Below are 22,683 nucleotides of genomic sequence, written 5' to 3'. Positions count from 1 at the left end.
TATGAATAACCACTTCATTAATTAATATTTCAAACTTGTATTGCGAAAGTAACTCAGAGTTTTGTTATATTAAATGAGTGAGGTGGTTTATTTTATTTTAGTCTATGTTGAAGAATATTATTGAAATTGAGTGGTTATGAAAGCTCATTAAAGCATCGGATGAATAACCACTTAATTTCAACACAGTCGCTATTAGATTATAAATAAAACTTATATCATCTTTTGTTAATCATATTATATTTATAACTTTGTTATAAAAAGTCTATCTTTTGAAAGAATAATAATAGATAAATCACTTTTGAAAACCAATTCTTTTGAAAGGAAGCGATAATATGGACAGAAAGGATTATGATAGATATCGTATTAAATTAAATAATGAAAAAGAGAGAGTTCTAGGAATAATAGAACAACTAAAAGAAAATGAAGCCGTAGATTCTTATGCAGAAATGGCTTCGGAACTTTCTTTTTATGATAACCACCCAGCAGATTTGGCTTCTGAAACTTTCGATTTTGAAAGAGGTAAGGCACTAAAAGGTAATGAACGTGAGATACTTAGTAAGATTGAGGAAAGTTTACAATCATTGGATCAGGGGAAATATGGTGTATGTAAAAAATGTGGTGTAGAAATAAGTAAGGAAAGACTTGACTTTCTTCCATACGCGCAATATTGTATTAAGTGTCAAAATGTTATAGGTTCAATAAAAGAATATAGGAGTAACAAAAGACCAATAGAAGAAGATGTTATAGGAAATCCTTTTGGTAATGGTTATAATGATTATAACGAATATGAAAAGGTTGGCTTTGATGCTGAAGATTCTTTTCAGGCGGTTGATTCCTATAATAGATTACAAAATAGGTTTGATGTATATGATGATGATGACATGTATGTGGAGCCAGTAGAGAAGGTAAGTAACGAGCAGTATAAGAACCAATTACCGGATTAATGATAAGGGATGGGGGAAATTTTTTATATACTATGGATGAGTTAATTTTTGAAATAAGTTCAGAAGAAAAAGATATAAGGATAGATAAATTTTTATCAGAAAAGATAACAGATAGATCTAGGTCTCATATTCAGAACTTAATTGATAATGAGGCAGTACTTGTTAATAATAAAATAATAAAAAGTAACTACAAATTAAAAGAAAATGATGTTATCATTTTAAATATACCTGAGCCAGAAATATTAAGTGTGGAACCAGAAAATTTGGACATAGATATTATATACGAAGATGATGATGTTGTTGTTGTCAATAAAAAGCAAGGGATGGTTGTTCATCCTGCACCAGGTAATTATAATGGAACATTAGTAAATGCTCTGTTATATCACTGTAAAGATTTATCCGGCATAAATGGAGTGATAAGACCTGGAATAGTTCATAGAATCGATAAAGATACATCGGGGATTTTGGTAGTAGCAAAAAACGATTTTGCTCATAGTAAATTAACAGAACAGTTTAAAGTTCACTCTATAAAAAGAGAGTATTATGCACTTACAGAAGGTTTATTTAAGAATGAAAATGGTGTTGTTGATAAGCCTATAGCTAGGCATCCACAGGACAGAATAAAAATGGCTATAGTTGAAGGTGGAAGAAGAGCAGTTACACATTATGAAGTCATAGAGAGATTTAAGAGTAACACATTGGTTAAATGTAGTTTGGAAACAGGTAGAACACATCAAATAAGAGTGCATATGGCTTACTTAGGACATCCTTTAGTGGGAGATCCAGTATACGGCTTTAAAAAACAAAAATTTAAGTTAGAAGGACAAATGCTCCATGCAAAAAAACTTGGTTTTATACATCCAACTAAAAATACCTATATGGAGTTTACGTCTGAGCTACCGCCATATTTTTTAGATATTTTAAATAAACTTTAGTATATGTTTAAAGTTAATAATGAAGAAGTAATTAATTTGGAGGAGAGTATAATATGAATCTAAAGGCAATACTTTTAGATGAAGAAGCTATAAGAAGAAGTTTAGTGAGAATAGCTCATGAAATAATTGAAAAAAACAAAGGCGTTGATGATATTGTCCTTATAGGTATAAAAAGAAGAGGATATCCTATAGCTAAGAGAATATCTGCTCTTATTGAAAAATTCGAAGGGGTAAAAGTTCCTGTTGGAAGTGTAGATATTACTTTATATAGGGATGATTTAACTGATATTGGGGACAAACCAACAGTTAAAGAATCTGATATTGGTGTTACAGTGAAAAATAAGAAAGTTATTATTGTTGATGATGTGCTTTACACATGTAGAACTGTAAGAGCTGCCATAGAAGCAATTATGGATTCAGGAAGACCTGAAAATATACAATTAGCAGTTCTAATAGATAGAGGACATAAAGAACTTCCTATAAGAGCAGATTTTGTAGGGAAGAATGTACCAACATCAAAGTTGGAAAATATAGGAGTAGAGATACTAGAAATTGATGGAGTTGATTCCGTCAAGATATATGAAAGATAAACTTAGAGATAAGAATAGGAGTTTGTAAATGGATTATGATTTAATAGCCACCAGTACTTTTGGGATAGAATCTATTACGGCAAAGGAACTAAAAAAGCTTGGATATGAAGATTTGACTATTGAGAATGGTAAAGTTACTTTTTCAGGCGACGAAATGGATATTGCGATAACAAATACTTGGCTTAGAACAGCAGACAGAATATTAATAAAAATGGCTGAATTTAAAGCTACAACCTTTGAAGAACTTTTTCAAGGAACGCTTTCAGTTGATTGGGGAAGTATAATTCCTGCAGATGGTAAAATGCATGTTGTAGGAAAATCAATAAAATCTACTTTATTTAGTGTACCTGATTGCCAGTCTATTGTTAAGAAAGCAGTAGTTAAAAGTATGCAAAGTAAGTATAATACTGAATGGTTCCCAGAAGATGGACCAGTGTATAAAATAGAGGTTGCTCTTTTAAAAGACATTGTTACTTTAACTATCGATACAACAGGACCTGGTTTACATAAAAGAGGGTATAGAGAAAATGCAGGTGAAGCACCTCTTAAAGAAACTTTAGCAGCAAGCTTAGTGCTTATCTCAAGATGGACAAATGAAAATTTGTTAATAGACCCATTCTGCGGTTCAGGGACTATATTGATTGAGGCTGCAATGATAGGTGCAAATCAAGCACCAGGGTTGTATAGAAAATTTGAATGTGAAAATTGGCCTACAATGGATAAAGAAATCTTCGATCAAGTTAGAGAAGGGGCTTTAAGCTCAATTAAGAATTTTGATATGAAGCTTATCGGTTACGATATAAATGGTCCAGTTCTTAGAAAAGCAAGAGAAAATGCTCAGAAGGCAAAGGTTGATAAATACATAGATTTTCAAAAGTTAGATTTCTATGAATTTTCTTCAAAAAAGAAATATGGCTTCATTATAACTAATCCACCATATGGACAAAGAATTGGTGAAATAAATGAAGTTAAGAATCTTTATAAGAAATTAGGAGAGCAGCATGATAACCTTCCAACTTGGGATATGAACGTGCTTACATCCTTCGAAGGCTTTGAGGACATCTTTGGTGAAAAGTCTTCAAAGAACAGAAAGCTTTATAATGGTAAGATAAAGTGTTATTACTATCAATACTTGGCTAAGTAATAGTTTTTGTAGATAATTAAAAATAAAAAGAGTGTGATTACACTCTTTTTATTTTTGGTTCTTCTGGGGTTATATATAATGTTTTATTTGTATAATATATTACCATTCCAGGTTTTGCTCCAGAAGGTTTCTTAACATTTTTTACGATAGTATAGTCAATAGGAATTTTTGTTGAATCTTTTCCTTTACTATAATATGCAGCTAGGTTAGCAGCTTCAAGAAGAGTTGTATCAGTAAAATCTCTTCCCTTTATAATTACGTGAGATCCAGGAATAATCTTTGTATGGAGCCAAGTGTCATTTTTGTCGGCAAATTTTAAAGTTAAGTAGTCGTTTTGTATATTATTTTTGCCAACATAGATGTCAATACCTTCTGAAGAAACAAAGTGTATAGGTTTAGAAGGTTTTGGTGCCTTGCCGCTAGATTTCTTGAATTTTATATATCCTTCAGTTATAAGTTCTGATTTTATATCTTCAATTTCAGTGTAGTTCTCAGCATTTAGAAGATTTGTGAGCACAGAACTTAAGTATTTTAACTCATCTTCATTCTTTTCTAATTGGAGTATGGCAGATTCTTCAGATTTTTTCATTTTATTGTACTTCTTATAATAATATTGAATATTTTCTGAAGGTGTCTTATTTGTATCTAAAGTAATTGTGATATCTTCGCCGTCTTCGCTATAGAAATTGGATAGTGTAACTTTATCAAGTCCTTTAGAAATACTATAAATATATGCTGATAATATATCACCCTTAATTTTATAGTCATTTTTTTCGGAACATTCTTCTAAGTTTTTCTCAAGGATTCTCTTCTTCTTTTCACATCTATCTATATTGGTAGTGATAAGCTTTTGAAGATCCTGAGATTTTGAATGAAGTCTATCTTGTTTATCTTTAGCGTGGTAAAAGCTCTCTAAAAGAGTTGAAGGATCATCATAAGAAATCATTTCATAATTATCATATAAATCCAACTTCAAACAATAGAAATCTTTTAATGTCTTACTTTCCTTATCAATATAAGAGATAAAATTTTTGCGCTCATCAAGTGATTCGAAAAATTCTTTTACAAATTGGTATAAATTATTAATATCAAATATATACTTTTTTGTAAACATATTATATAATTCTTTTGATAAAATTTTACTAACACCAGTTAAGAGCTTAGAAAAGAAATTTTCATTAAATTCAATTTTGTTTTCTGATAGATAATTTTCTAAATCAATTTTTTCAAAGGAAAAAGGATTTATTTTATTACTGTCTGGGGGAAGTACATATTGAACTCCAGGATAAAGTACTCTGTAACTATTTATATCAGGAGTTATATGTTTAATTGATTCCATGACTTTATTGTCTCTTTTTCTAATGAGGGTTATATTACTGTGTCTTCCCATTATTTCAATCATCAATGTATAGACGCTGTCAAAACCCAATTCGTCAGTGGATTCGAAATCAATTACAACGATTCTATCACCTTTGTATTGATATATATCTAAGATTTTGCTTCCTAGTAGGTATTTTCTTAGAACCATACAAAACATAGGAGGTTGATTTGGATTCTCCTTTGAGATTTTTGTGAATTGTATTCTTGGATTATTGGCACTTGCTGAAATAAGTAGTTTTAAGCGATTTGAGCCTCTAATTGTTAGAATAACCTCATCCTTTTCAGGTTGATTGACTTTATCTATTTTGCAATTTAATAAGTTTTCTTTTAAACTCTTTATTAGGGTTGATAAAAATACTCCGTCTAAAGCCATAATATCTTCCTTTCATACTTAACTAAAAATAGTATAACATTTTTCACCATTTTATATCAATAAAATGAGCTGGTGATAAAAATGAAAAAAATTATAGTTGCCTTAATGGTAATTATGTGTGTAATTTTATTTGGCTGCAATGATGAAAAAACAGAACAAGTTAATGATGAAAAAAGCAATGTTCAGTGGTCGCAGCATTTGATAATGTACTCCAATGGAGATAACTATACTTATTATAGCATAAATGATGAAAGTATAAGGAAAGCAGAACCTTTAGTATCAGGAAACTTACTATATATTAATTCTGATAAACAAATAGTGCTATATCAAGATATAGATAGTAAAGTATACTATTTAAGTAAGAACGGAAATAAACTAAAATTAAATATAAAAGAGCAGATAAAAAAATGCCAAGTTAGTCCAGATGGTGAAAAAATACTTTATAGTGTAGAAAAAGAGGATGGCTCAATAAGTTACTACCTTTATTCAGTACAAAAAAACATTTCTTCAGAACTAGGAGATTTAATAATTTCTGGTGATATGTATTTTTGGAAGGATAAAGACAGTGTAATATTTTATGGAATTGATGGAGAAAACAAAGGAGGAATATTTGAGTATAATTCAGATACTAAAAAAATTAATAAGAGTCTAATCATAAAAGGTATAGTTGAAAAATTCGTTGAAGACAATGGAGCTTTTGTATATATTGTAAACAATGATGATAAAAGAAAAACCTATATGCTGGACCCAAATGAGTTTAAAGAAAAATTGGTGTCTGAAAAAATACAGAAAATTGGTGATATTTATTATAATGGAAAAGAATTATATTTTACAGGATTAGTAAAGGATAATGTATATAGTTTATATAGAATACCTTTAAATCAAGGAAGTCCCGTAAGATTAATATATGATTTCCCAAATGGAGTTGTTGAAGATAAGAAGATACTGGGCTTAGGAAATACAATAATTCTAGTAGGACATGATGAAGATAAAAATGAATTAATAGCGCGATACAATATAAAAGAAAAGGCTATTGAAATATTAGTTGATAATCAAGGGCAATATGATATTTTATTTTAAACATGTATTTAAAGTTAAATTTAAGTACATGTTTTTTATTTTAGGGTTTTTAAAACATCGTGTTGAAATTAAGTGCTTAAAGATTACTTATTTTTTAATGGAAAAATAGCTTTTCTACGAGACAATGTCTATAAATGGAGAGAAAGCTTTTAAATAAATGTATTTAAGGTGTGCTATTTTAATACGGTGTAACCAATATAGCGTTTAAAGTTACAAAAATGTGGACATAATACTATTAGGGAGGGGTTATATGGTTGATATAAAGGAAATTGATATAGATACTCTTAAGAAAGTACCTAAGAATGCTGCAGTGGCTATGAAGGTACTACCTTATAAAGAAGATAAAGAGTCGGTATATGCGCTATGTGTAACTGATTCTATTGAAAGTAGTGAATATTTAAATTTTGTGTTTGAAAAGAATATAAATTATAACAAGGTTTCACAAGAGCAGTTTAATCAATTTATCAAAAAGTTTTATTTAGCTATTAGCAATAAAGATAATAAATTAAATAAAGATGTTATAGTAGCAGATATTATGCAAGAGTATATATCTTACTCTATTGATAAGGGGGCTAGTGATATTCACATTGAACCTATGGAAAATCAAGCTATAATTCGTATAAGAGTGGATGGAAAGCTTATTATATTTAGAAAGACAGATAAAGCAATATATAATTCACTGCTTACCAGAATGAAGCTTTTAGCTAATATGGATATTACTGAAAAGAGAAAGCCACAAGATGGAAAAATATTATTCTCACGTAAAAATAAAAAGTATGATATTAGGGTTTCTTCCATTCCAACTGTTTACGGGGAAAAACTTGTTTTAAGGATACTTTATAATCAAATATTTCCCTTTGAAATTCATAATCTTAGTTATAATGAAAAACAGATTGAGGCCATAAATAAACTAATTGAGCTAAAACATGGATTGGTATTGATATGCGGTCCCACTGGAAGCGGAAAATCAACAACTCTGTACTCAATTTTAAAGAGCATAAATAGAAATGATATAAATATTACAACCATTGAAGATCCAGTTGAAATATTTATAGATGGCATAAGTCAAATAAATGTAAACGAAAAAGCTGGAATAACCTTTTCAAGTGGATTACGTAGCATCTTGAGACAAGACCCAGATGTCATAATGATAGGTGAGATAAGGGATGAAGAAACTGCAAAGATAGCACTAAGAGCATCTATAACAGGACATAAAGTATATTCTACAATACATACTAATTCTGCTATAGAGGTATTTTCAAGATTGAAAGATATGGGGACAGAAGAATATTTACTTCTTGATGCTATCAAAGGAGTTATAGCTCAGAGACTAGTTAGAAAATTATGCGATTGCAAAATGGAATATATGTCAGGTGAGTATGAAAAAAAACATGGCGAAGTACAAAGTGGAAGTAGGCTGTACAAACCGAATGGATGTAAAAAGTGCAATGAAACAGGGTATTCGGGGCGAGTCTTAATAAGTGAGATTTTGCTTGTTGATAGAAATAATAGGGATAGAATTAATTCGTTCATTCAGAATCAGAAAAATATAGATACTCAAAAAGAATTAAAAAATCAATGTAAGATACTTCTTGAAAATGGAGTAATATCTTTTGTGGATTACCTAGAATTTGTGGAGGGAGAAGCTTTTTGACAAGAAATAAAGTTAAATATGATTGTATTATTAGAATAAGTTCAGATCTTTCTATGCTTTTAGGGGCAGGCATATCTATTTTTAACGCTTTTAAGATTCTTTCAAGTTCAGTAAGTGATAAGAAATATAAACTTATCTTAAATAAAATAGTTGAAAAGATTCATGGAGGGAGTTCTTTAGCGGATGCGTTTCAAGAGTATACTGAGTACTTCCCGGAACTATACATACAAATGATACATATTGGAGAGGCAAGTGGAAATCTCTCTACAGTGCTTGAGGAGCTAAGCAGTTATTATACCATTAAAAGAGATATTAAGAAGAAAGTCATTAATGTTTCTATATATCCGATTATTTTAGTGGTTACTTTGATAACTATGCTTATATTTTATGTACAAGTTATTTCGCCTGCAGTTGGAGAGTTTGTGCAAGGGTCGGGTGGTAATGTTCCTTGGTACACGAAAAATATTCTTTCAATTTGCAAATTTATAAGAGAAAACAATTTTCTTGTTATTTTATCTTTTGTTTGCTGGAGTAGTGTAATATTTTTATTGTTTAATCTTATATTAAAAAACAAAATCTTTGTAAGCATATTAAATAAAAATAAGTTCATGAGAAATTTTAAAGAAGTTTTAGAGATAGAAGCTCTACTTTTGATAACTAAATGTGGGCTTCCATTAGTTCTTGGCCTTGAGATATTAATTGATATATTTAATAGCAGTAAAGTCCATTATTGCTTTAATGATATAAAAATATCGATAAATAATGGTATGAATTTAAGTACTGCTTTTTACAATATTGGCACTTTTTCTGAACTTAGTTTAAACATGATAACTATAGGAGAAGAATCAGGCAAATTAGACTATGCTTTAGAAAAACTAAAAGCTATGTTGGTTAATAATCTGCAAAAAAATATAGAAACGTTGACTTCGTTTATACAACCTATATTGATTTTAGTGATTGGAGTATTAGTATGTCTTCTAATATTAATAATGATGGTTCCTATTTATTCAAGCATGAACATCTAGGAAGAACTAAAGGGGTTACTTTGATAGAACTAATAATTTATATTTCAATTTTACTGATTTTTATATCAGTATTTTGGATATCCTACAAGAATCTTTCTAAAATATATGAAGATAATTATAAGGATGATTTAAAAAAAGAAGTCCATAGTTTAATAACTTTTTCCACGTATTCATGCAAAAATATGAAACATGATGGAAAAGTGATTTTTAATAGGGAGCAAGTGGTGTTTAAGATAGGGGATACTGTAAAAAAACAAATAAATTTAAGAAAGGGATATGTAATAAGCTTTAATACGGGGACTGTGGATAATCTAATGTTGATAAACAACAATGGCAAAATTTATACATCAGGAACTATTACAATACAATGCCCCACTGGGGGGAACATAGCAATGAGCATATCAGTAGATAATTTATATGTTAAGGTTAAAGAATGATGAAAAGAAGCTTAAGATGATTAGAAAAAGAGGAAATATACTTATTGATGCTATAGTTGGAACTGCTATATTGCTATCAATTTCAGTAGCAATTTTCTTTACATTAGAAGTTAATGAAAAAAATTATGGTTTAAATAAACAGAAAGCTAAAAATAATCAAGCTCTAGATTATGTGATAAAAGAATTGAAATATAACTATACTTACGAGCAATTAAAGGTAAAAGCTATAGATCCTTTAGGAGTATATAAGTTAAAGATAGAGGATTTAACCTTAGATAATCTGAAATCAAAAGAACTTTTTTTGTTATGTAGTCAATGTTCAAGTAATTATATTAGTTTAAAGTTTTCCGATGATTTAGATGGAAAATATATAAATATCAATTTAGAACTTAATAGTTCTACAAATGGTATTAATTTAAACAAGACATATTCACTAAGAAAGGTTAAAAGTTGATGAAGAAAAAAGGCTATCTATTGGCAGAGCTTTTACTATATATATCAATAGCTATGATTATTTTAGCAATCACCTTTAATATTTTAATTATATGCTTAAAGGATTTTAACAAAGGAAAAAAAGATGAAATAGCATATGATAATATGATTAATCTAGTTAACTATTTAGATAATCAGATTAATGAACCTGGGTCTAAGAAATATACAGTAGAGAATAGCAAATTTACTATTTCATTAGATACCTCAGATCATGAGGATAGAATTTTTACATTATCTTCAGGAGAACTAAGATTTTTAAGAGTGGGTTATGTAGCTAATGGTGCAAACAAAATCACAGTATTAAAGGAAAGTAAGACTTTATTGGCAGGAGTAAAGATTCTGAGCTTTTACCAAAAAAATAATTTGTTGTATCTAGATATCAAAGTTGGAGAAGAGGAGGTAAAGAAATGTTTAGCTCTAAAAAAATAAGAAAAGGATATGTATCTTTGGAGATACTTATAATTCTATCCATTGCGTTATCTATAAGCACTATGGCACTTTTAAGAACATCCAGAAGCTACGACCTAACTAACCTAGAAGAACAGGCAATTTTAAATGAAATGAGTGCATTTAATGAGAAGTAACTTTATAATTATTGATTCATATAGAGAGTCCTATAGCGAAAAGTTTAATAAGAAAAGGCCTGCGAGTATTATAGTTACAGAAAAAGAACTATTCATTAGAGAGTTTGAGTTCTCAAGTAGAAAAAATCTAAAGCAATTTTTGGATGGAGAAATTAAGACTATGTTTGATACTTCAAAGTTTTTGTTTCATTATGAAATAGAAACTCATAAAAAGAGAAAAGTATTAACTATTTATGGTATAAATGCAAATGAAAAAATAGAAATACTCTGTTCAAGTTTCAAGATAAAGAATATTAATCCTATACAGTATTTAGTGGTCAATGCGGTGGAAAAAGTTATTAAGGACAGAAGCTTTAGTATTATATATAGTTTCGCTAAAACTACATATTTCATTGACGTAGAGGATGGAAGTATAAAACATAATAAATTATATAAACAAGATTATGATGTTATTAACTTAGAGGAGGTTGTAAATTACAATCACTGCCCTATGCAAAAAAATATATATGTTGTTGGGAAAAGTAAGGATAGCTTTATTTATGATGCAACTAAGTATAATGTAGCATATTTAGAAAGAGAGGCTATAAATATACCATAGAATATACAAAAAATTTTGGCCTGAAAAAGTGATTGAACTAAAGAATAGGAAAATGCTCAGTCAGTTAAATAGAATAATAGTATATATGATTATACTAAATTTGTGTTTAATTCCATTCTCGTATAATAAATACTTAGACTTAAAACAACAAATTAAAGAGAAGGAAAAGTTACAAATAGAAGCTAAAACAACTCTAGATGAGAGTAAAGATAAAAAACAGGTGGATTTTTCATTTATAGAAAAAATATCTAAACTTGTGGCGAACATGAATATAAAAGATTTTAGTTATGAAGATAATACTATAACTTTTATAGGCAATTACGATATGCTTGATTCCTATATAAAGTATTTTACTGAGAACAGGTTTGAACTAATAAATGTAGATAGACAAAATGAAAAAGACTCGAGATTTGTAGTGAGGATAACATGAAAAAAGTTATTGGTAGAATGTTAGTTATAGTTGCCTTTTTATGTTTTATTTCAATTCAAGTAATTTATAATTTAATGCAAAAAAAGTATGATTATGAATTAAATAATAAGTTAGAGCCTAGAAGTATAAACAATGTTCATTTAAGTAATGAGGATAAAGTTAAAGAACCTCTCTATGATGTTATAAGTAAACTTAAAGAGAAGGAAGAGATAAGTATTAATAGCATAACAAAAAAAGATGGATATAAAGAAATTAGTTTTAGTGTTAATACTGAGATAAAAAAATTGACAAATTTAGTTGCTTTTTTTCAAGACAATGATATCATAATTATAAAGTATAATATCCAACAAAAGGATAATGTGCTTAAATGCAATATTTTGGGGCAATATAGGGGGAAAGCAAATGAATAATGTAATTTTAGTAGGAATGCCTTGTTCAGGAAAGACTACTGTAGGAAAGGCTTTAGCTGAAAGAAAAAAGGCTGAATATATTGACACTGATCAATATATAATAGCTAATGCTTCTAAATCAATTGAAGAAATATTTAGTGAACATGGAGAAGAATATTTCAGACAAATGGAGAGAAGTGTCATACTAGATGTAATAGCTAAGTTGGAAAATAATGTAGTTTCCACTGGTGGCGGAATGCCAATAAAATCAAATAATATGGAATTGTTAAAAAATTACGGAACAGTAATTTATCTTAAAACAACTATAAAAAATTTGAGTGATAGACTTGATAGAAAAAATAGACCTTTGTTTAAGGATCCAGATGCTGTGAAAACTTTAGAAAACTTATTGAATAGTAGATCCTCCATCTACGAAAAAGCTGATATTATCATAGAATGCAATGATGATACACCAGATGAAATCTGTGCAAAAATCATAATGTCCATAAATAGTATAAATACCCATTTTTAATTAAAATAATTGCAATTAATCTCACCTTCTGATAAAATATCATTGTTGTGTGTGAGTGAGGGTTAATTTGTGATGTGTTTTAAGATAGAAATTAAACGAAAATTTGACTTTTTATAGAGAAATTATGCACTACGCTCAATAGCCCATGAAGAATTCTTTTTTGAATTCGCAGCTTAAGGTTGTTGGTATTAAATTACCTGAACGGGTTATAATATATAATGAATTAATAGATTTTGGAGGGATACCATAATGATATCAGCAGGAGATTTAAGAAAAGGTACAACTTTTGAATTAGATGGACAAGTGTTTACTGTTGTTGATTTCCTACATGTTAAACCAGGTAAGGGAGCAGCATTCGTTAGAACAAAATTAAGATATGTAATGTCAGTTGGAGTTATAGATAGAAACTTCAACCCAACTGAAAAACTTCAAGAAGCTGTTATTGAAAGAAAAGAAATGCAATACTTATATTCAGATGGAGAACTATACTACTTCATGGATCAAGAGACATTTGAACAAATTCCTCTTAATCACGAAAAAGTTGAAGATGCAATAAAGTTCTTAAAAGAGAACATGTTTGCAGTAATCAAGTTCTACAAGGGATCAGCTTTCTCTGTTGAAGCTCCAAACTTTGTTGAACTACAAGTAACTGAAACTGAACCAGGTGTTAAAGGAAATACTGCTACAAACGTTCAAAAACCAGCAACTGTTGAAACTGGCGCTGTAGTAAACGTGCCTATATTTGTAAATGAAGGTGACGTAATAAGAATCGACACAAGATCTGGGGAATACATGGAAAGAGTATAGGCTGAATATATGCTAAGTTCAATATGAACTTAGCATATTCATTTTATTCTTTATAAAGTTTGGCTATCTTTAAGAAAAATATGGCAATTAGTTGGTTATACAGGAGACGCTATATGAGTGCGCAATTAGAATTAAAGCGGTGTATGATTAACCAATTAATTTCAACACGGTGCTTTAACAGCACCTAAAGTTTTTATCCTAACTTAAAGGATGTGTAGAATATGAAGGAATTAAAAGAAAAAATATCAAAGCTTAGTGAATTTCTTAGTGGAGATTCTGGTACGGAAGACAAAAATTTTAAAGCTGCTGTAATAGAAATCTTAGGTGATATTTGTGACGAGGTAGAAAGTCTTCAAGTTAATCAAGAAAGTTTAGCAGAAAATGTAGAATTTTTAAATAACGATATCTCTGATATACAAGAGGATTTATTTGAAGATGTATCTGTAGATGACTTGGAATGCGGAGATGAAGAATATGTTGAGATAACATGTAAGAATTGTGGAAAAGGTATATTCTTTGAGCAGTCTGCATTAGATAATAATACTATAATTCCATGTCCTTACTGTGGCTCAGAAATCAATAAATAGACTACTTATTTAGTAAGTAGAGAATAAAAATTAATTTGGTTGTCGTATAAAGACTTAGCATTTAACGATCTAACCTTAAAAAGAAGCCAGCAAATTATTTTGTTAAATAATTTGCTGGCTTCTTTTTACTTTATAACTTTTTTTAAACAGGTGTAATATTTTTTTACTTAACTTAATAATATTATACAAATAACAAAAGTTGAGAGAGGGGGATTTTATGGATGATTTAAAAAATGTTCTACCGATAAATTTGTTAAGGCTCATAGAAGATAGGCCAGATTCAAGTAAACTACAAGAGATAAGACTTAAGTGTAATAAACCAGTGATGTTAAACATAGACAATAAAGAAGTAATCCTAAATTACACCACTAATCAAAATGAAATTAATAATATCTTTAACAAGATAAGTAATTTCTCCGTTTATGCCTTTGAGGAAGACATAAAGCAAGGTTTTATAACTATTAGAGGTGGTCATAGAATAGGGGTTACAGGGCATTGGGTAAATGATGACGGAGTAATAAAGTCATTAAAGTCGGTTTTTTCTATAAATATAAGAATAGCCAGAGAAATAATAGGTTGTTCTGATAGTTTACTACCACATGTCACAAAAGGGGACAAGGTGTACAATACTATCTTAGTATCTCCTCCTAAATGTGGTAAGACGACTTTACTTAGAGACCTTGTAAGAAATATTTCAAATGGATATTTAAAATATAATGTAACTGGGAAAAAAGTATGTGTTATAGATGAGAGAAGTGAAATCGCAGCATGTCATATGGGGATTCCGCAGATGGATGTAGGAGTAAGAACAGATATTTATGATAACTGTTTGAAATATGTGGGACTTATGATGGCTATACGATGTATGTCTCCTGAAGTTATCGTATGTGATGAGATTGGTACAGACAGGGATGTTGAAGCAATTGTTTCGGCTTTTAATTGCGGAGTGAATATTATCTCCACTATACATGGAAACAACGAATATGATCTTTATAGTAGACCAGTATTTAAGAAGCTACTTGAAAATAAAGTCATCGAAAAAATAATAGTTTTAAGTAATAAAAATGGAGTTGGAACCATAGATAAAATAGTGGACATTAATTCAGATGGGCAGGTGATAAATGTTGGTTAAATATCTACTGCTACTTATAATAATGGCTTTGACATCAGCAACTGGGTTTGTATATGGAGAAAAGTTTAAGAAAAGGGTGTTTTGCCTTCATGAACTTATAAATGGATATGTAAATTTAGAGAATGAAATGACCTATACCTTTACTCCATTACCAGAAGCCTTTATTAATACTGGAAAGAGACTTAAAGATCCCATAGCACAGTTGTTTTATTCTATAGGTACTAGACTTAAAGATAATGAAGCTGACAACGTGTTTATGTCTACGAAGGATAGTTTAGAGCTCCATAAGGAAAGGATTAATCTTAACGAAGTTGACATAGATATAATTTTAGATTTGGCAAAGTCTTTGGGGACTACTGGTATTGATGGGCAAAGAAAGATATTTTCCATAACCATAGACAGAATAAAAAGCAATACAGAAAAAGCGGAAAAAGAGTGCGATAAATATTCTAAGATGTATAAATCACTTGGTGTATGTGTTGGATTTATGCTAATTATCTTCTTGATTTAGTAGGAGGCGAGTAAATGTTAGATCTTTCTCTCATTTTTAAAATTGCAGGCGCAGGTATAATATTGCTTATCATTGATAAAGTCTTGAAAGGCAGTGGAAAAGATGATGTTGCTACTATAGCTAATATTGCTGGAATTGTGATAATACTTACCATGGTTATAAATTTAATCAGTAAGTTATTCGATTCAGTAAAAACCATGTTTATGCTTTAGGTGTGGACATGCTTATTGTAAAGATTGTTGGATTTTGTTTTGTATCTTTATTCCTATATCTGCTGCTAAAAGAAAGGAAAAGTGAAATTTCAGTATTCATATCAATAGTCGCAGGAATATTGATATTTCTTGTACTGATTCCTCAAATAACTCAAATAATTGATTTTGTAAACAATATGGCAAACAAAGCTAATATAGATACTGCTTATATCGGAATTGTACTAAAAATTGTTGGAATAGCATATCTTACATCTTTCTGTAGTGAAATATGCAAAGATTCAGGAGCAAATAGTATAGCATCAAAGGTTGAGTTTTCAGGAAAAGTTATGATACTGGTATTATCAATCCCGGTACTTATGGCTGTACTGGACTCTATATTAAGTATAATGCAGGTGTGATTATGAAAAAATGGTATACGTTACTAATAAGTTTTTTTCTGGTCATCATGACCAGTAAAGTGGTATACGCAGATGATAATGTGGACAAGCAACAAATAGATAATAGTAATCAAATACAAAGGTTATATCAATATATGGATAATATGAAAACTAATGAAGAAATCATGAATGGTATGAGTCCAAGTGAATATGTCAAAAGCTATTTGAAGGATGGAAAAGATCCTCTAAGCTTTGATAGGATCGTTGGAGCCTGTGTAAGTGTATTCGTTAAAGAGGTGCAGTCAACACTAAAATTAATGATATCAGTAATAGTCCTTGCTATTCTTAGTACTCTTTTAAAAAATATACAAGGAGCTTTCTCCAGTGAAAACATAAGTAATATAGCATTTTACGCCTGTTACGCTGTGATGATACTTATACTAAGTAAGAGTTTCTTGATATCAGTAAACTTAGCGAAGGATACTATTAAACAGCTTACAGACTTTGTTGCTGTGTTATTGCCGGCACTTGTGCTTTTATTGTCAACAGCTGGCGGAATAACTCAGGCAGCTACAATGGATCCTATAGTCCTAGGTGCAGTTAGCTTAACGCCTAGACTATATGTAGACATAATAATTCCATTAATCTTGATGATATTCGTCCTAGGGTTCGTAAACAATATATCAAATGAGCACAAAATTGACGGACTCGTGAAAGTAGGTAAGCAAGTGATTTTGTGGATGCAAGGAATAGTGCTTACAATTTTCATTGGATTACTTACGGTTAGGGGAATAGCATCAAATACAATAGATGCAGTAACTTTAAAGACAGCAAAATTTGCTGTAGATAATTTTATACCAATAGTTGGAAAAGCTTTGTCTGATGCTATAGCCACTGTGGCTGGATACTCATTGCTACTTAAGAATGCTGTAAGTTCTATTGGACTTATAATTATGATATTCTTAATGCTTTTTCCGATAATAAAGATGGTAGTTATGGTTTTTATCTATAAAATTTCTGCTGCTGTTATAGAACCTGTAGCGGATAAAAGGATTGTAAGTTGTATAACGACCGCTGCAGATTCTTTAGTTTTAATTACCTCGAGCCTTATAAGTATAACAGTTATGTTTTTTGTTATGACTGCAATAATGTCAAGTGCAGGCAAGTTCATAGTGGGAGGTTAGAGCTTATGGATCTACTTAGAAGCTGGATAATCTCTTTATGTACAACCTTAATATTCATGACTGCAATAGAGTTATTATTGCCTGATAACAGTACAAAGAAATATGTGAAATTTGTTCTTGGTCTTATTTTAATAGCAGTTATTATAAATCCGTTTATAAGGCTATTTACCAAGAACACTATAGATATTAATACTTTTGTAGCAAAATATGAGAATATTGCTGCTTCAAATGCTGATAATAGCAGCACCACTAGTGTTACAGAAGAAAAGTTCTTTTCTAATCTAGAAAAGAACTGTGTCCAATTGATAAAAACTAATTTAAGTGACTTAAACTGCGATGTAAAAATTTCAGGTAAGCTTGATGTAAAAGCGACAAGTTTTGATATAAATCATATCGAAGTTTATGTAAAAGATAAAAAGGTAAATAGTACAACTGTAAATAGTACAAATAAACAAGAATTTAACTCTACTACAAGCAAACAAATTAAAAGCATATTAAGTAAGGAGCTAAATATAGATGAGAAAAAAATATATGTGTATAAAGGTGAGTGATTAGAAAGTGGATTTTTCAAAGTTATTCCAAAAGCTAAAAAACTCTTCAGAAGGTGCTAAGACAAAAAATTTAATTTTAATATGTTTAACATTTATATTTATTTATATAGTGTTTACTTTTTTTACAAATAAACCAATGATACCTACATTTTCTTCAAATCAAAATAATACACAACAGAGTGTTGCGACAGATAAACAAACAAGACAACAGTATGAGGATGAGCAAAAGAGTCAACTTAAAAATATCTTAAAACAAATAGAGGGGGTTGGGAATGTAGATGTAATGATAACCTTTGAAAGTGACGAAACCAAGGTTCCAGCAGTAGACACAAATTCTCAAAAAAATACTAATGAAACCACTGACAAGGAGGGAGGGAAACAAAGTAACAGTCAAGAGTCAGATTCAAGTAAGGTTGTTATAACTTCCAATAGTAGTGGAAATGAGCCTCTTATAGTGAAAACATATAAGCCAAAAGTGGTTGGAGTAGTTGTTGTAGCTGAAGGTTCAGAAAATAGTAAGATAAAATACGACATTTCAAAAGCAGTGTCGAATTTATATAATTTGCCAATGGATAAAGTTAATGTATATCCGATGAAAAAGTAGCATATAATTCTATGAAAACAGATGGGAGGTTTTTGTAAATGAACAGAAAACAAGCAGGTATAATTTTAACACTACTAGCACTTATAGTATGTGCTGGTATCTTAGCAGCGAGGGTTAATGGACAAGTCGATGATGGGACAGGCAGTAACTTAACATCATTACCATTCACAAACACTGACAAGCAAACATCAAACACAAAGGATTATTTCTATGAATCAAGAAACGATAGAGAGCAACAAGACTCTCAAACAATGCAGAACTTAAAATCTATAATAGAAGATAAGAATACATCTGCAAATCAAAAAACTGAGGCTCAAAAAGAGCTTACAGCTTTAACAATGGCTAGAGATTATGAAACTAGAATTGAATTAAGTGTAAAAGGTAAAGGATTTGATGATGCACTTTGCCTAATAGAAGGAAATAAAGCTAGAGTAATAGTTAAGTCAAAAGACAGCTTAAATGAAAAGCAAAGCATACAAATACAAGAATCTGTAGCTAGCGTTTCAAAGATAAAAGATGTTGTAATAGAGGCAAAACAATAACAATTGTATTCACAATAATATTTTGATATAATATACCTATGATTAACAGGTTTTGCTAATGTAAAGCTTAAGGAGGTTGTGAGCGTTGGAAGAATTAAATAGAGAAGAAACAAACGTTGGAGTTGTAAAGATTTCTGATGAAGTTGTTAGTGTTATAGCTGGTATAGCTGCAGCAGAAATTAGTGGAGTAGTAGAAAGTAATCCAGGTGTTACTGGTGGAATAACTCAAATATTTACTGGTAAGAAGAATACTGGAAAAGGTGTAAAAGTATCAATTGAAAATGGTGAAGCACAGATAGAGTTAACTTTAGCAGTACTTTATGGAACAAGAATTCCTGACGTAGTTGTGCAGGTTCAAGATAATGTTAAAAAGACTGTTGAAGCTATGACAGGATTATCTGTTGCAGCAGTTAATATTTTTATACAAAACATAATTGTTCCTAAGAATGATGAGAAGTCAGAAGAAGTTCATGAGTAGTTTTAAACCCTCTGTTTACAGAGGGTATTTCCTTGTGTAGAATTATATAGTTGAACAACTTGGGATAATTACGAAAACTTAATTTATACTAGTTTTAAAATAGTTAGCTCAGAAGAATTTCTGGACTGTATAAATTAATGGTTGAGTTAAGAGCTGTATATTAGTAGATTTATTAATAAGTAACGTAGTCTCACTGTTTAAGCTTTTTATTTTTCGACTATAATAATAATGTTATACTTTTAAATGTATACTAATAAAATCCATAAATATTTTTTTATATTTACCCTTTTAGATGTTTTTGATCAATTATTACTAGAGGATATTTACTAATTTAATTAGTGTGTTAATCTAGGATTTGTTATAATGAAAGCAATGGAAAGAACTTATAAAATATAATGGACTTATTTTACCGTGTAGGAACTTATAAAATTTTTAAGCTAAATAAATCTATAGATTTCAATGGTTTTAGAAATTTTTTATGACTATATTGTAAAAAAGATAAAACTTATTCGCCTGCCAAATTTTCCTCATATGAATTCGGAAAGGCAGATGCGTAAAAAAACTCACTGAAAAAAATCGCTTCAGCGACTTTTTTTGATTATATAAAATATTAATACCTTTTAAAGTCTAGGAGGACATATGAACAGAATAAAAACTAGAGAAATTGCAGTACAACTTACATACCAAATGATGATAAATAAAGAAGAGCCATCAGAAGCTATAGAGAGCTTTAAAGAAGATTTTGAAGGTGACATAACTGAAATAGATGATACATATTTAAATCAAGTTATTAATGGCGTAAACGAAAATAAAGAACAATTAGATGCTGTTATAGAAAAGTATTTAGTTAACTGGAAGCTTGGTAGAGTGTCAAAAGTTAATCTATCAATTTTAAGAGTAGCGCTTTATGAAATACTTCATTTTGAAGATATTCCCAATAAAGTAGCTATTAATGAGGCTTTAGAGATTGCTAAGAAGTTCTCAGATGAGAAATCAGTTTCTTTCATTAATGGAGTATTAGATAAAGCATTAAAAGATATGTAGTTTTAGTAAGTTTGGGGGCTATGAATATGGGCGAGATAATTGATGGAAAGAAAGTTGCAGCAACCGTTAAGGAAGATATCAAAGAATTTGTAAGAAGTAGTATTGAAAAAGGAAAGAAAGTTCCAACAGTTGCTTCAATCCTTATTGGAGATGATGGTGGTTCAATTTACTATCAAAACAGTCAGTTTAAGATTGCAGCTGATTTGGGGATTGATTATAAGAAAATTAATTTGACTTCTAGTTGTTCTGAAGAGGAAGCGATTAATACTATAAAGCAATTAAATGAGGATAAAGATATTAACGGTATAATTTTATTACTACCTTTGCCAGCTAGTCTTGATGAAAAGAAGATTATTGCTGCTATAGATCCTTCAAAGGACATAGATTGTCTTACTGATGTATCAATAGGAAAGTTTTATAGTGGAAATGACGGATTTATCCCATGTACTCCAAGAAGTGTAATGACGCTATTAGACTACTATAATATTCCTCTAGAAGGAAAAAAAGCTGTAGTAGTAGGCAGAAGCAATGTTGTAGGGAAGCCTGTTGCACAATTACTTCTCCAAAAGAACTCAACTGTAACAATATGCCATTCAAGAACAAATAATCTAAAGGATGTTTGTAGTGAAGCGGATATTTTAGTTGTAGCTATGGGAAAACCACATTTTATAGATAAGAGTTATATAAAGAAGGATGCAGTGGTAATAGATGTAGGAACTTCTTCGTTAAACGGAAAGATCACTGGTGATGTTTTGTTTGATGACGTAGTAACAAAAGCTGCAATGATTACTCCAGTACCAGGAGGAGTAGGATCACTTACAACTACCCTTCTATTTTTAAATGTATGTGAGGCGATGGAAGATTATGATTCTAAAGACTCTTTCGGTAACAGAAGTTAATAATTATTTAAAAAAAATAGCAGATAATGATTTTATTCTTAACAATCTAAAAGTCAAAGGAGAAGTGTCTAACTTTAAAGTTCATTCAAGTGGACATATTTATTTTTCCTTAAAGGATGAAAATAGCAAGGTGAATTGTGTTATTTTTAAGAGTGATGCTGTGAATGTATCGCCAAGTATTAAGGATGGGACAAAGGTTGAGATAAGAGGAAGACTTTCAATATATACTAGAGATGGTTCGTATCAGGTTTATTGCAAAGAGATAAATGAATATGGAGTAGGGGACTTATATGCTCAATTCGAGCAATTAAAGAAACAGCTATTAAATGAAGGGCTTTTTGATGAAAAATACAAAAAGCCTATTCCATATTTACCAAGGACAGTAGGTGTTATCACTTCTGAAACGGGAGCTGCAATAAGAGATATAATAAATGTATTACAAAGAAGAAGTCCTTATTTAGATATAGTTATATATCCATCATTAGTTCAAGGTAAAGATGCACCAGTTAGTCTAATAGAGGGAATAAAGTATTTTAATAAAAAAAAGAGCGCTGATGTGATTATAATAAGCCGTGGAGGAGGTTCTATTGAAGAACTCTGGGCATTTAATGACAAAAGTTTAGCTTATGAAATATTTAAATCAAAAATTCCTGTAGTTTCTGGGGTAGGACATGAAATAGATTTTACTATAACTGATTTTGTAAGTGATTTGAGAGCACCTACACCATCTGCTGCTGCAGAAGTTGTAGCTCCTAAGCTTGAAGAAATAAATAACAATTTAATTAGGCATAAGGCATATTTGAATCAATTTATTAATAGTAGGATAATCAATGAAAAAGAAAAAATAAACTATGTTAATAGAATCTTAGAAAATAATAGTCCAAAGAATTTGATAATTAACAAATATAGAGATGTAGACAGCAAAAAAGAAAAATTGACTAATCTAATAATGAAAAAAATTGAAAATAATAGATCAAATCTAATTAATATAAATAATATGTTAACATTACTCAATCCAATAAATGTTTTGAACAAAGGTTATGCTATAATAGAGGATAACAATGGAAAGTTAGTTCAAGATATAGATACTTTAAATTCCTTGCAGGAGATTGAAGTAAAGATGAAAGATGGAAGCGGTAATTTTAAAATTGAACCTAAAAGGTGAGGT

At 29.9% G+C, this 22,683-nt stretch carries 30 protein-coding genes; 29 read left to right on the top strand and 1 reads right to left on the bottom strand.

The genetic code is table 11. The features are described 5' to 3' along the window. Window positions 1-332 precede the first annotated feature (332 nt). The 4 genes from J3477_RS04990 to J3477_RS04975 are packed head-to-tail and all read left to right on the top strand — an operon-like array spanning window position 333 to window position 3,613. Entirely contained in the window at window positions 333-944 is a 612-nt protein-coding gene (locus J3477_RS04990; RefSeq protein WP_206868466.1) for a TraR/DksA C4-type zinc finger protein, read from the top strand. 32 nt (window positions 945-976) lie between these two features. Continuing rightward, a complete protein-coding gene (locus J3477_RS04985; RefSeq protein ID WP_206868465.1) occupies window positions 977-1,879 on the top strand; it encodes an RluA family pseudouridine synthase in 903 nt (300 codons plus the stop codon). Window positions 1,880-1,932: 53 nt separating this feature from the next. After that, window positions 1,933-2,469 (top strand): bifunctional pyr operon transcriptional regulator/uracil phosphoribosyltransferase PyrR, encoded by a 537-nt coding sequence (gene pyrR, locus J3477_RS04980; protein ID WP_206868464.1) that lies wholly within the window; start codon window positions 1,933-1,935, stop codon window positions 2,467-2,469. Window positions 2,470-2,497: 28 nt separating this feature from the next. Continuing rightward, the gene (locus J3477_RS04975) at window positions 2,498-3,613 is read left to right on the top strand and encodes a THUMP domain-containing class I SAM-dependent RNA methyltransferase (RefSeq protein WP_206868463.1); all 1,116 of its coding nucleotides are present in this window, start codon (window positions 2,498-2,500) and stop codon (window positions 3,611-3,613) included. A 37-nt stretch (window positions 3,614-3,650) separates the two neighbouring features. On the opposite strand, the gene J3477_RS04970 is transcribed toward J3477_RS04975, so the two are convergent. Continuing rightward, complete coding sequence (locus J3477_RS04970; RefSeq protein WP_206868462.1) at window positions 3,651-5,366, bottom strand: Rqc2 family fibronectin-binding protein; 1,716 nt, start codon at window positions 5,364-5,366, stop codon at window positions 3,651-3,653. Window positions 5,367-5,447: 81 nt separating this feature from the next. On the opposite strand from J3477_RS04970, the gene J3477_RS04965 reads away from it, so the two are divergent. The 25 genes from J3477_RS04965 to xseA all read left to right on the top strand — a co-directional run bounded on the left by J3477_RS04965 (window position 5,448) and on the right by xseA (window position 22,680). Next, on the top strand, window positions 5,448-6,446 hold the full coding sequence (locus J3477_RS04965; protein ID WP_206868461.1) for a hypothetical protein: 999 nt from the start codon (window positions 5,448-5,450) through the stop codon (window positions 6,444-6,446). Window positions 6,447-6,696: 250 nt separating this feature from the next. Beyond that, a complete protein-coding gene (locus tag J3477_RS04960) occupies window positions 6,697-8,100 on the top strand; it encodes a GspE/PulE family protein (protein WP_206868460.1) in 1,404 nt (467 codons plus the stop codon). Continuing rightward, on the top strand, window positions 8,097-9,125 hold the full coding sequence (locus tag J3477_RS04955) for a type II secretion system F family protein (RefSeq protein WP_206868459.1): 1,029 nt from the start codon (window positions 8,097-8,099) through the stop codon (window positions 9,123-9,125). Before J3477_RS04960 ends, J3477_RS04955 begins: the two co-directional genes overlap by 4 nt. Then, a complete protein-coding gene (locus J3477_RS04950; protein WP_206868458.1) occupies window positions 9,071-9,562 on the top strand; it encodes a prepilin-type N-terminal cleavage/methylation domain-containing protein in 492 nt (163 codons plus the stop codon). The genes J3477_RS04955 and J3477_RS04950 overlap by 55 nt, the downstream gene beginning before the upstream one ends. Further along, window positions 9,543-10,016, top strand: coding sequence for a hypothetical protein (locus J3477_RS04945; protein WP_206868457.1), 474 nt, complete (start codon window positions 9,543-9,545; stop codon window positions 10,014-10,016). Before J3477_RS04950 ends, J3477_RS04945 begins: the two co-directional genes overlap by 20 nt. Further along, on the top strand, window positions 10,016-10,483 hold the full coding sequence (locus J3477_RS04940) for a hypothetical protein (protein ID WP_206868455.1): 468 nt from the start codon (window positions 10,016-10,018) through the stop codon (window positions 10,481-10,483). Before J3477_RS04945 ends, J3477_RS04940 begins: the two co-directional genes overlap by 1 nt. After that, window positions 10,462-10,638 (top strand): hypothetical protein, encoded by a 177-nt coding sequence (locus J3477_RS04935; RefSeq protein ID WP_206868453.1) that lies wholly within the window; start codon window positions 10,462-10,464, stop codon window positions 10,636-10,638. Before J3477_RS04940 ends, J3477_RS04935 begins: the two co-directional genes overlap by 22 nt. Beyond that, a complete protein-coding gene (locus tag J3477_RS04930; protein WP_206868451.1) occupies window positions 10,628-11,236 on the top strand; it encodes a hypothetical protein in 609 nt (202 codons plus the stop codon). Before J3477_RS04935 ends, J3477_RS04930 begins: the two co-directional genes overlap by 11 nt. Before the next feature lie 85 nt (window positions 11,237-11,321). Next, entirely contained in the window at window positions 11,322-11,666 is a 345-nt protein-coding gene (locus J3477_RS04925) for a hypothetical protein (protein WP_206868449.1), read from the top strand. Further along, window positions 11,663-12,076: a hypothetical protein gene (locus J3477_RS04920; protein WP_206868448.1), complete on the top strand. Its 414-nt coding sequence runs from the start codon at window positions 11,663-11,665 to the stop codon at window positions 12,074-12,076. Before J3477_RS04925 ends, J3477_RS04920 begins: the two co-directional genes overlap by 4 nt. Continuing rightward, window positions 12,069-12,587 carry a shikimate kinase gene (locus J3477_RS04915; RefSeq protein WP_206868447.1) on the top strand — a complete coding sequence of 173 codons (519 nt, stop codon included), beginning with the start codon at window positions 12,069-12,071 and terminating at the stop codon, window positions 12,585-12,587. The genes J3477_RS04920 and J3477_RS04915 overlap by 8 nt, the downstream gene beginning before the upstream one ends. A 249-nt stretch (window positions 12,588-12,836) precedes the next feature. Then, a complete protein-coding gene (efp, locus tag J3477_RS04910; RefSeq protein ID WP_183278123.1) occupies window positions 12,837-13,394 on the top strand; it encodes an elongation factor P in 558 nt (185 codons plus the stop codon). A gap of 221 nt (window positions 13,395-13,615) precedes the next feature. Further along, window positions 13,616-13,981 (top strand): CD1247 N-terminal domain-containing protein, encoded by a 366-nt coding sequence (locus J3477_RS04905; RefSeq protein WP_206868446.1) that lies wholly within the window; start codon window positions 13,616-13,618, stop codon window positions 13,979-13,981. Window positions 13,982-14,198: 217 nt separating this feature from the next. Then, window positions 14,199-15,113: a stage III sporulation protein AA gene (gene spoIIIAA / locus J3477_RS04900; protein WP_206868445.1), complete on the top strand. Its 915-nt coding sequence runs from the start codon at window positions 14,199-14,201 to the stop codon at window positions 15,111-15,113. Then, complete coding sequence (gene spoIIIAB, locus J3477_RS04895) at window positions 15,103-15,624, top strand: stage III sporulation protein SpoIIIAB (RefSeq protein WP_206868444.1); 522 nt, start codon at window positions 15,103-15,105, stop codon at window positions 15,622-15,624. Before spoIIIAA ends, spoIIIAB begins: the two co-directional genes overlap by 11 nt. A 14-nt stretch (window positions 15,625-15,638) precedes the next feature. After that, the gene (gene spoIIIAC / locus J3477_RS04890) at window positions 15,639-15,836 is read left to right on the top strand and encodes a stage III sporulation protein AC (protein ID WP_128212850.1); all 198 of its coding nucleotides are present in this window, start codon (window positions 15,639-15,641) and stop codon (window positions 15,834-15,836) included. A gap of 8 nt (window positions 15,837-15,844) precedes the next feature. Beyond that, window positions 15,845-16,234 (top strand): stage III sporulation protein AD, encoded by a 390-nt coding sequence (gene spoIIIAD, locus J3477_RS04885; protein WP_183278119.1) that lies wholly within the window; start codon window positions 15,845-15,847, stop codon window positions 16,232-16,234. A 2-nt stretch (window positions 16,235-16,236) separates the two neighbouring features. Next, window positions 16,237-17,397, top strand: coding sequence for a stage III sporulation protein AE (gene spoIIIAE, locus J3477_RS04880; protein WP_206868443.1), 1,161 nt, complete (start codon window positions 16,237-16,239; stop codon window positions 17,395-17,397). Window positions 17,398-17,402: 5 nt separating this feature from the next. After that, complete coding sequence (gene spoIIIAF, locus J3477_RS04875; RefSeq protein ID WP_206868441.1) at window positions 17,403-17,948, top strand: stage III sporulation protein AF; 546 nt, start codon at window positions 17,403-17,405, stop codon at window positions 17,946-17,948. Between the two features lie 7 nt (window positions 17,949-17,955). Continuing rightward, a complete protein-coding gene (gene spoIIIAG, locus J3477_RS04870; RefSeq protein ID WP_206868439.1) occupies window positions 17,956-18,552 on the top strand; it encodes a stage III sporulation protein AG in 597 nt (198 codons plus the stop codon). 38 nt (window positions 18,553-18,590) lie between these two features. Continuing rightward, window positions 18,591-19,094 (top strand): SpoIIIAH-like family protein, encoded by a 504-nt coding sequence (locus J3477_RS04865; RefSeq protein WP_206868438.1) that lies wholly within the window; start codon window positions 18,591-18,593, stop codon window positions 19,092-19,094. An 85-nt stretch (window positions 19,095-19,179) separates the two neighbouring features. Continuing rightward, window positions 19,180-19,572, top strand: a complete 393-nt coding sequence (locus J3477_RS04860; RefSeq protein WP_206868437.1) for an Asp23/Gls24 family envelope stress response protein — start codon at window positions 19,180-19,182, stop codon at window positions 19,570-19,572. 639 nt (window positions 19,573-20,211) lie between these two features. Further along, on the top strand, window positions 20,212-20,616 hold the full coding sequence (gene nusB, locus J3477_RS04855; RefSeq protein WP_206868436.1) for a transcription antitermination factor NusB: 405 nt from the start codon (window positions 20,212-20,214) through the stop codon (window positions 20,614-20,616). Between the two features lie 26 nt (window positions 20,617-20,642). Next, complete coding sequence (locus tag J3477_RS04850) at window positions 20,643-21,515, top strand: bifunctional 5,10-methylenetetrahydrofolate dehydrogenase/5,10-methenyltetrahydrofolate cyclohydrolase (RefSeq protein ID WP_206868435.1); 873 nt, start codon at window positions 20,643-20,645, stop codon at window positions 21,513-21,515. Then, window positions 21,481-22,680, top strand: a complete 1,200-nt coding sequence (xseA, locus tag J3477_RS04845) for an exodeoxyribonuclease VII large subunit (RefSeq protein ID WP_206868434.1) — start codon at window positions 21,481-21,483, stop codon at window positions 22,678-22,680. Before J3477_RS04850 ends, xseA begins: the two co-directional genes overlap by 35 nt. Window positions 22,681-22,683 lie beyond the last annotated feature (3 nt).

Origin of the sequence: Clostridium zeae (genome assembly GCF_017312485.1) — a bacterium.
Taxonomy (GTDB): Bacteria; Bacillota; Clostridia; order Clostridiales; family Clostridiaceae; genus Clostridium_AR; species Clostridium_AR zeae.
The sequence above is the reverse complement of the archived record's forward strand: the minus strand, read 5'-3'. Positions and strand labels throughout refer to the sequence as shown.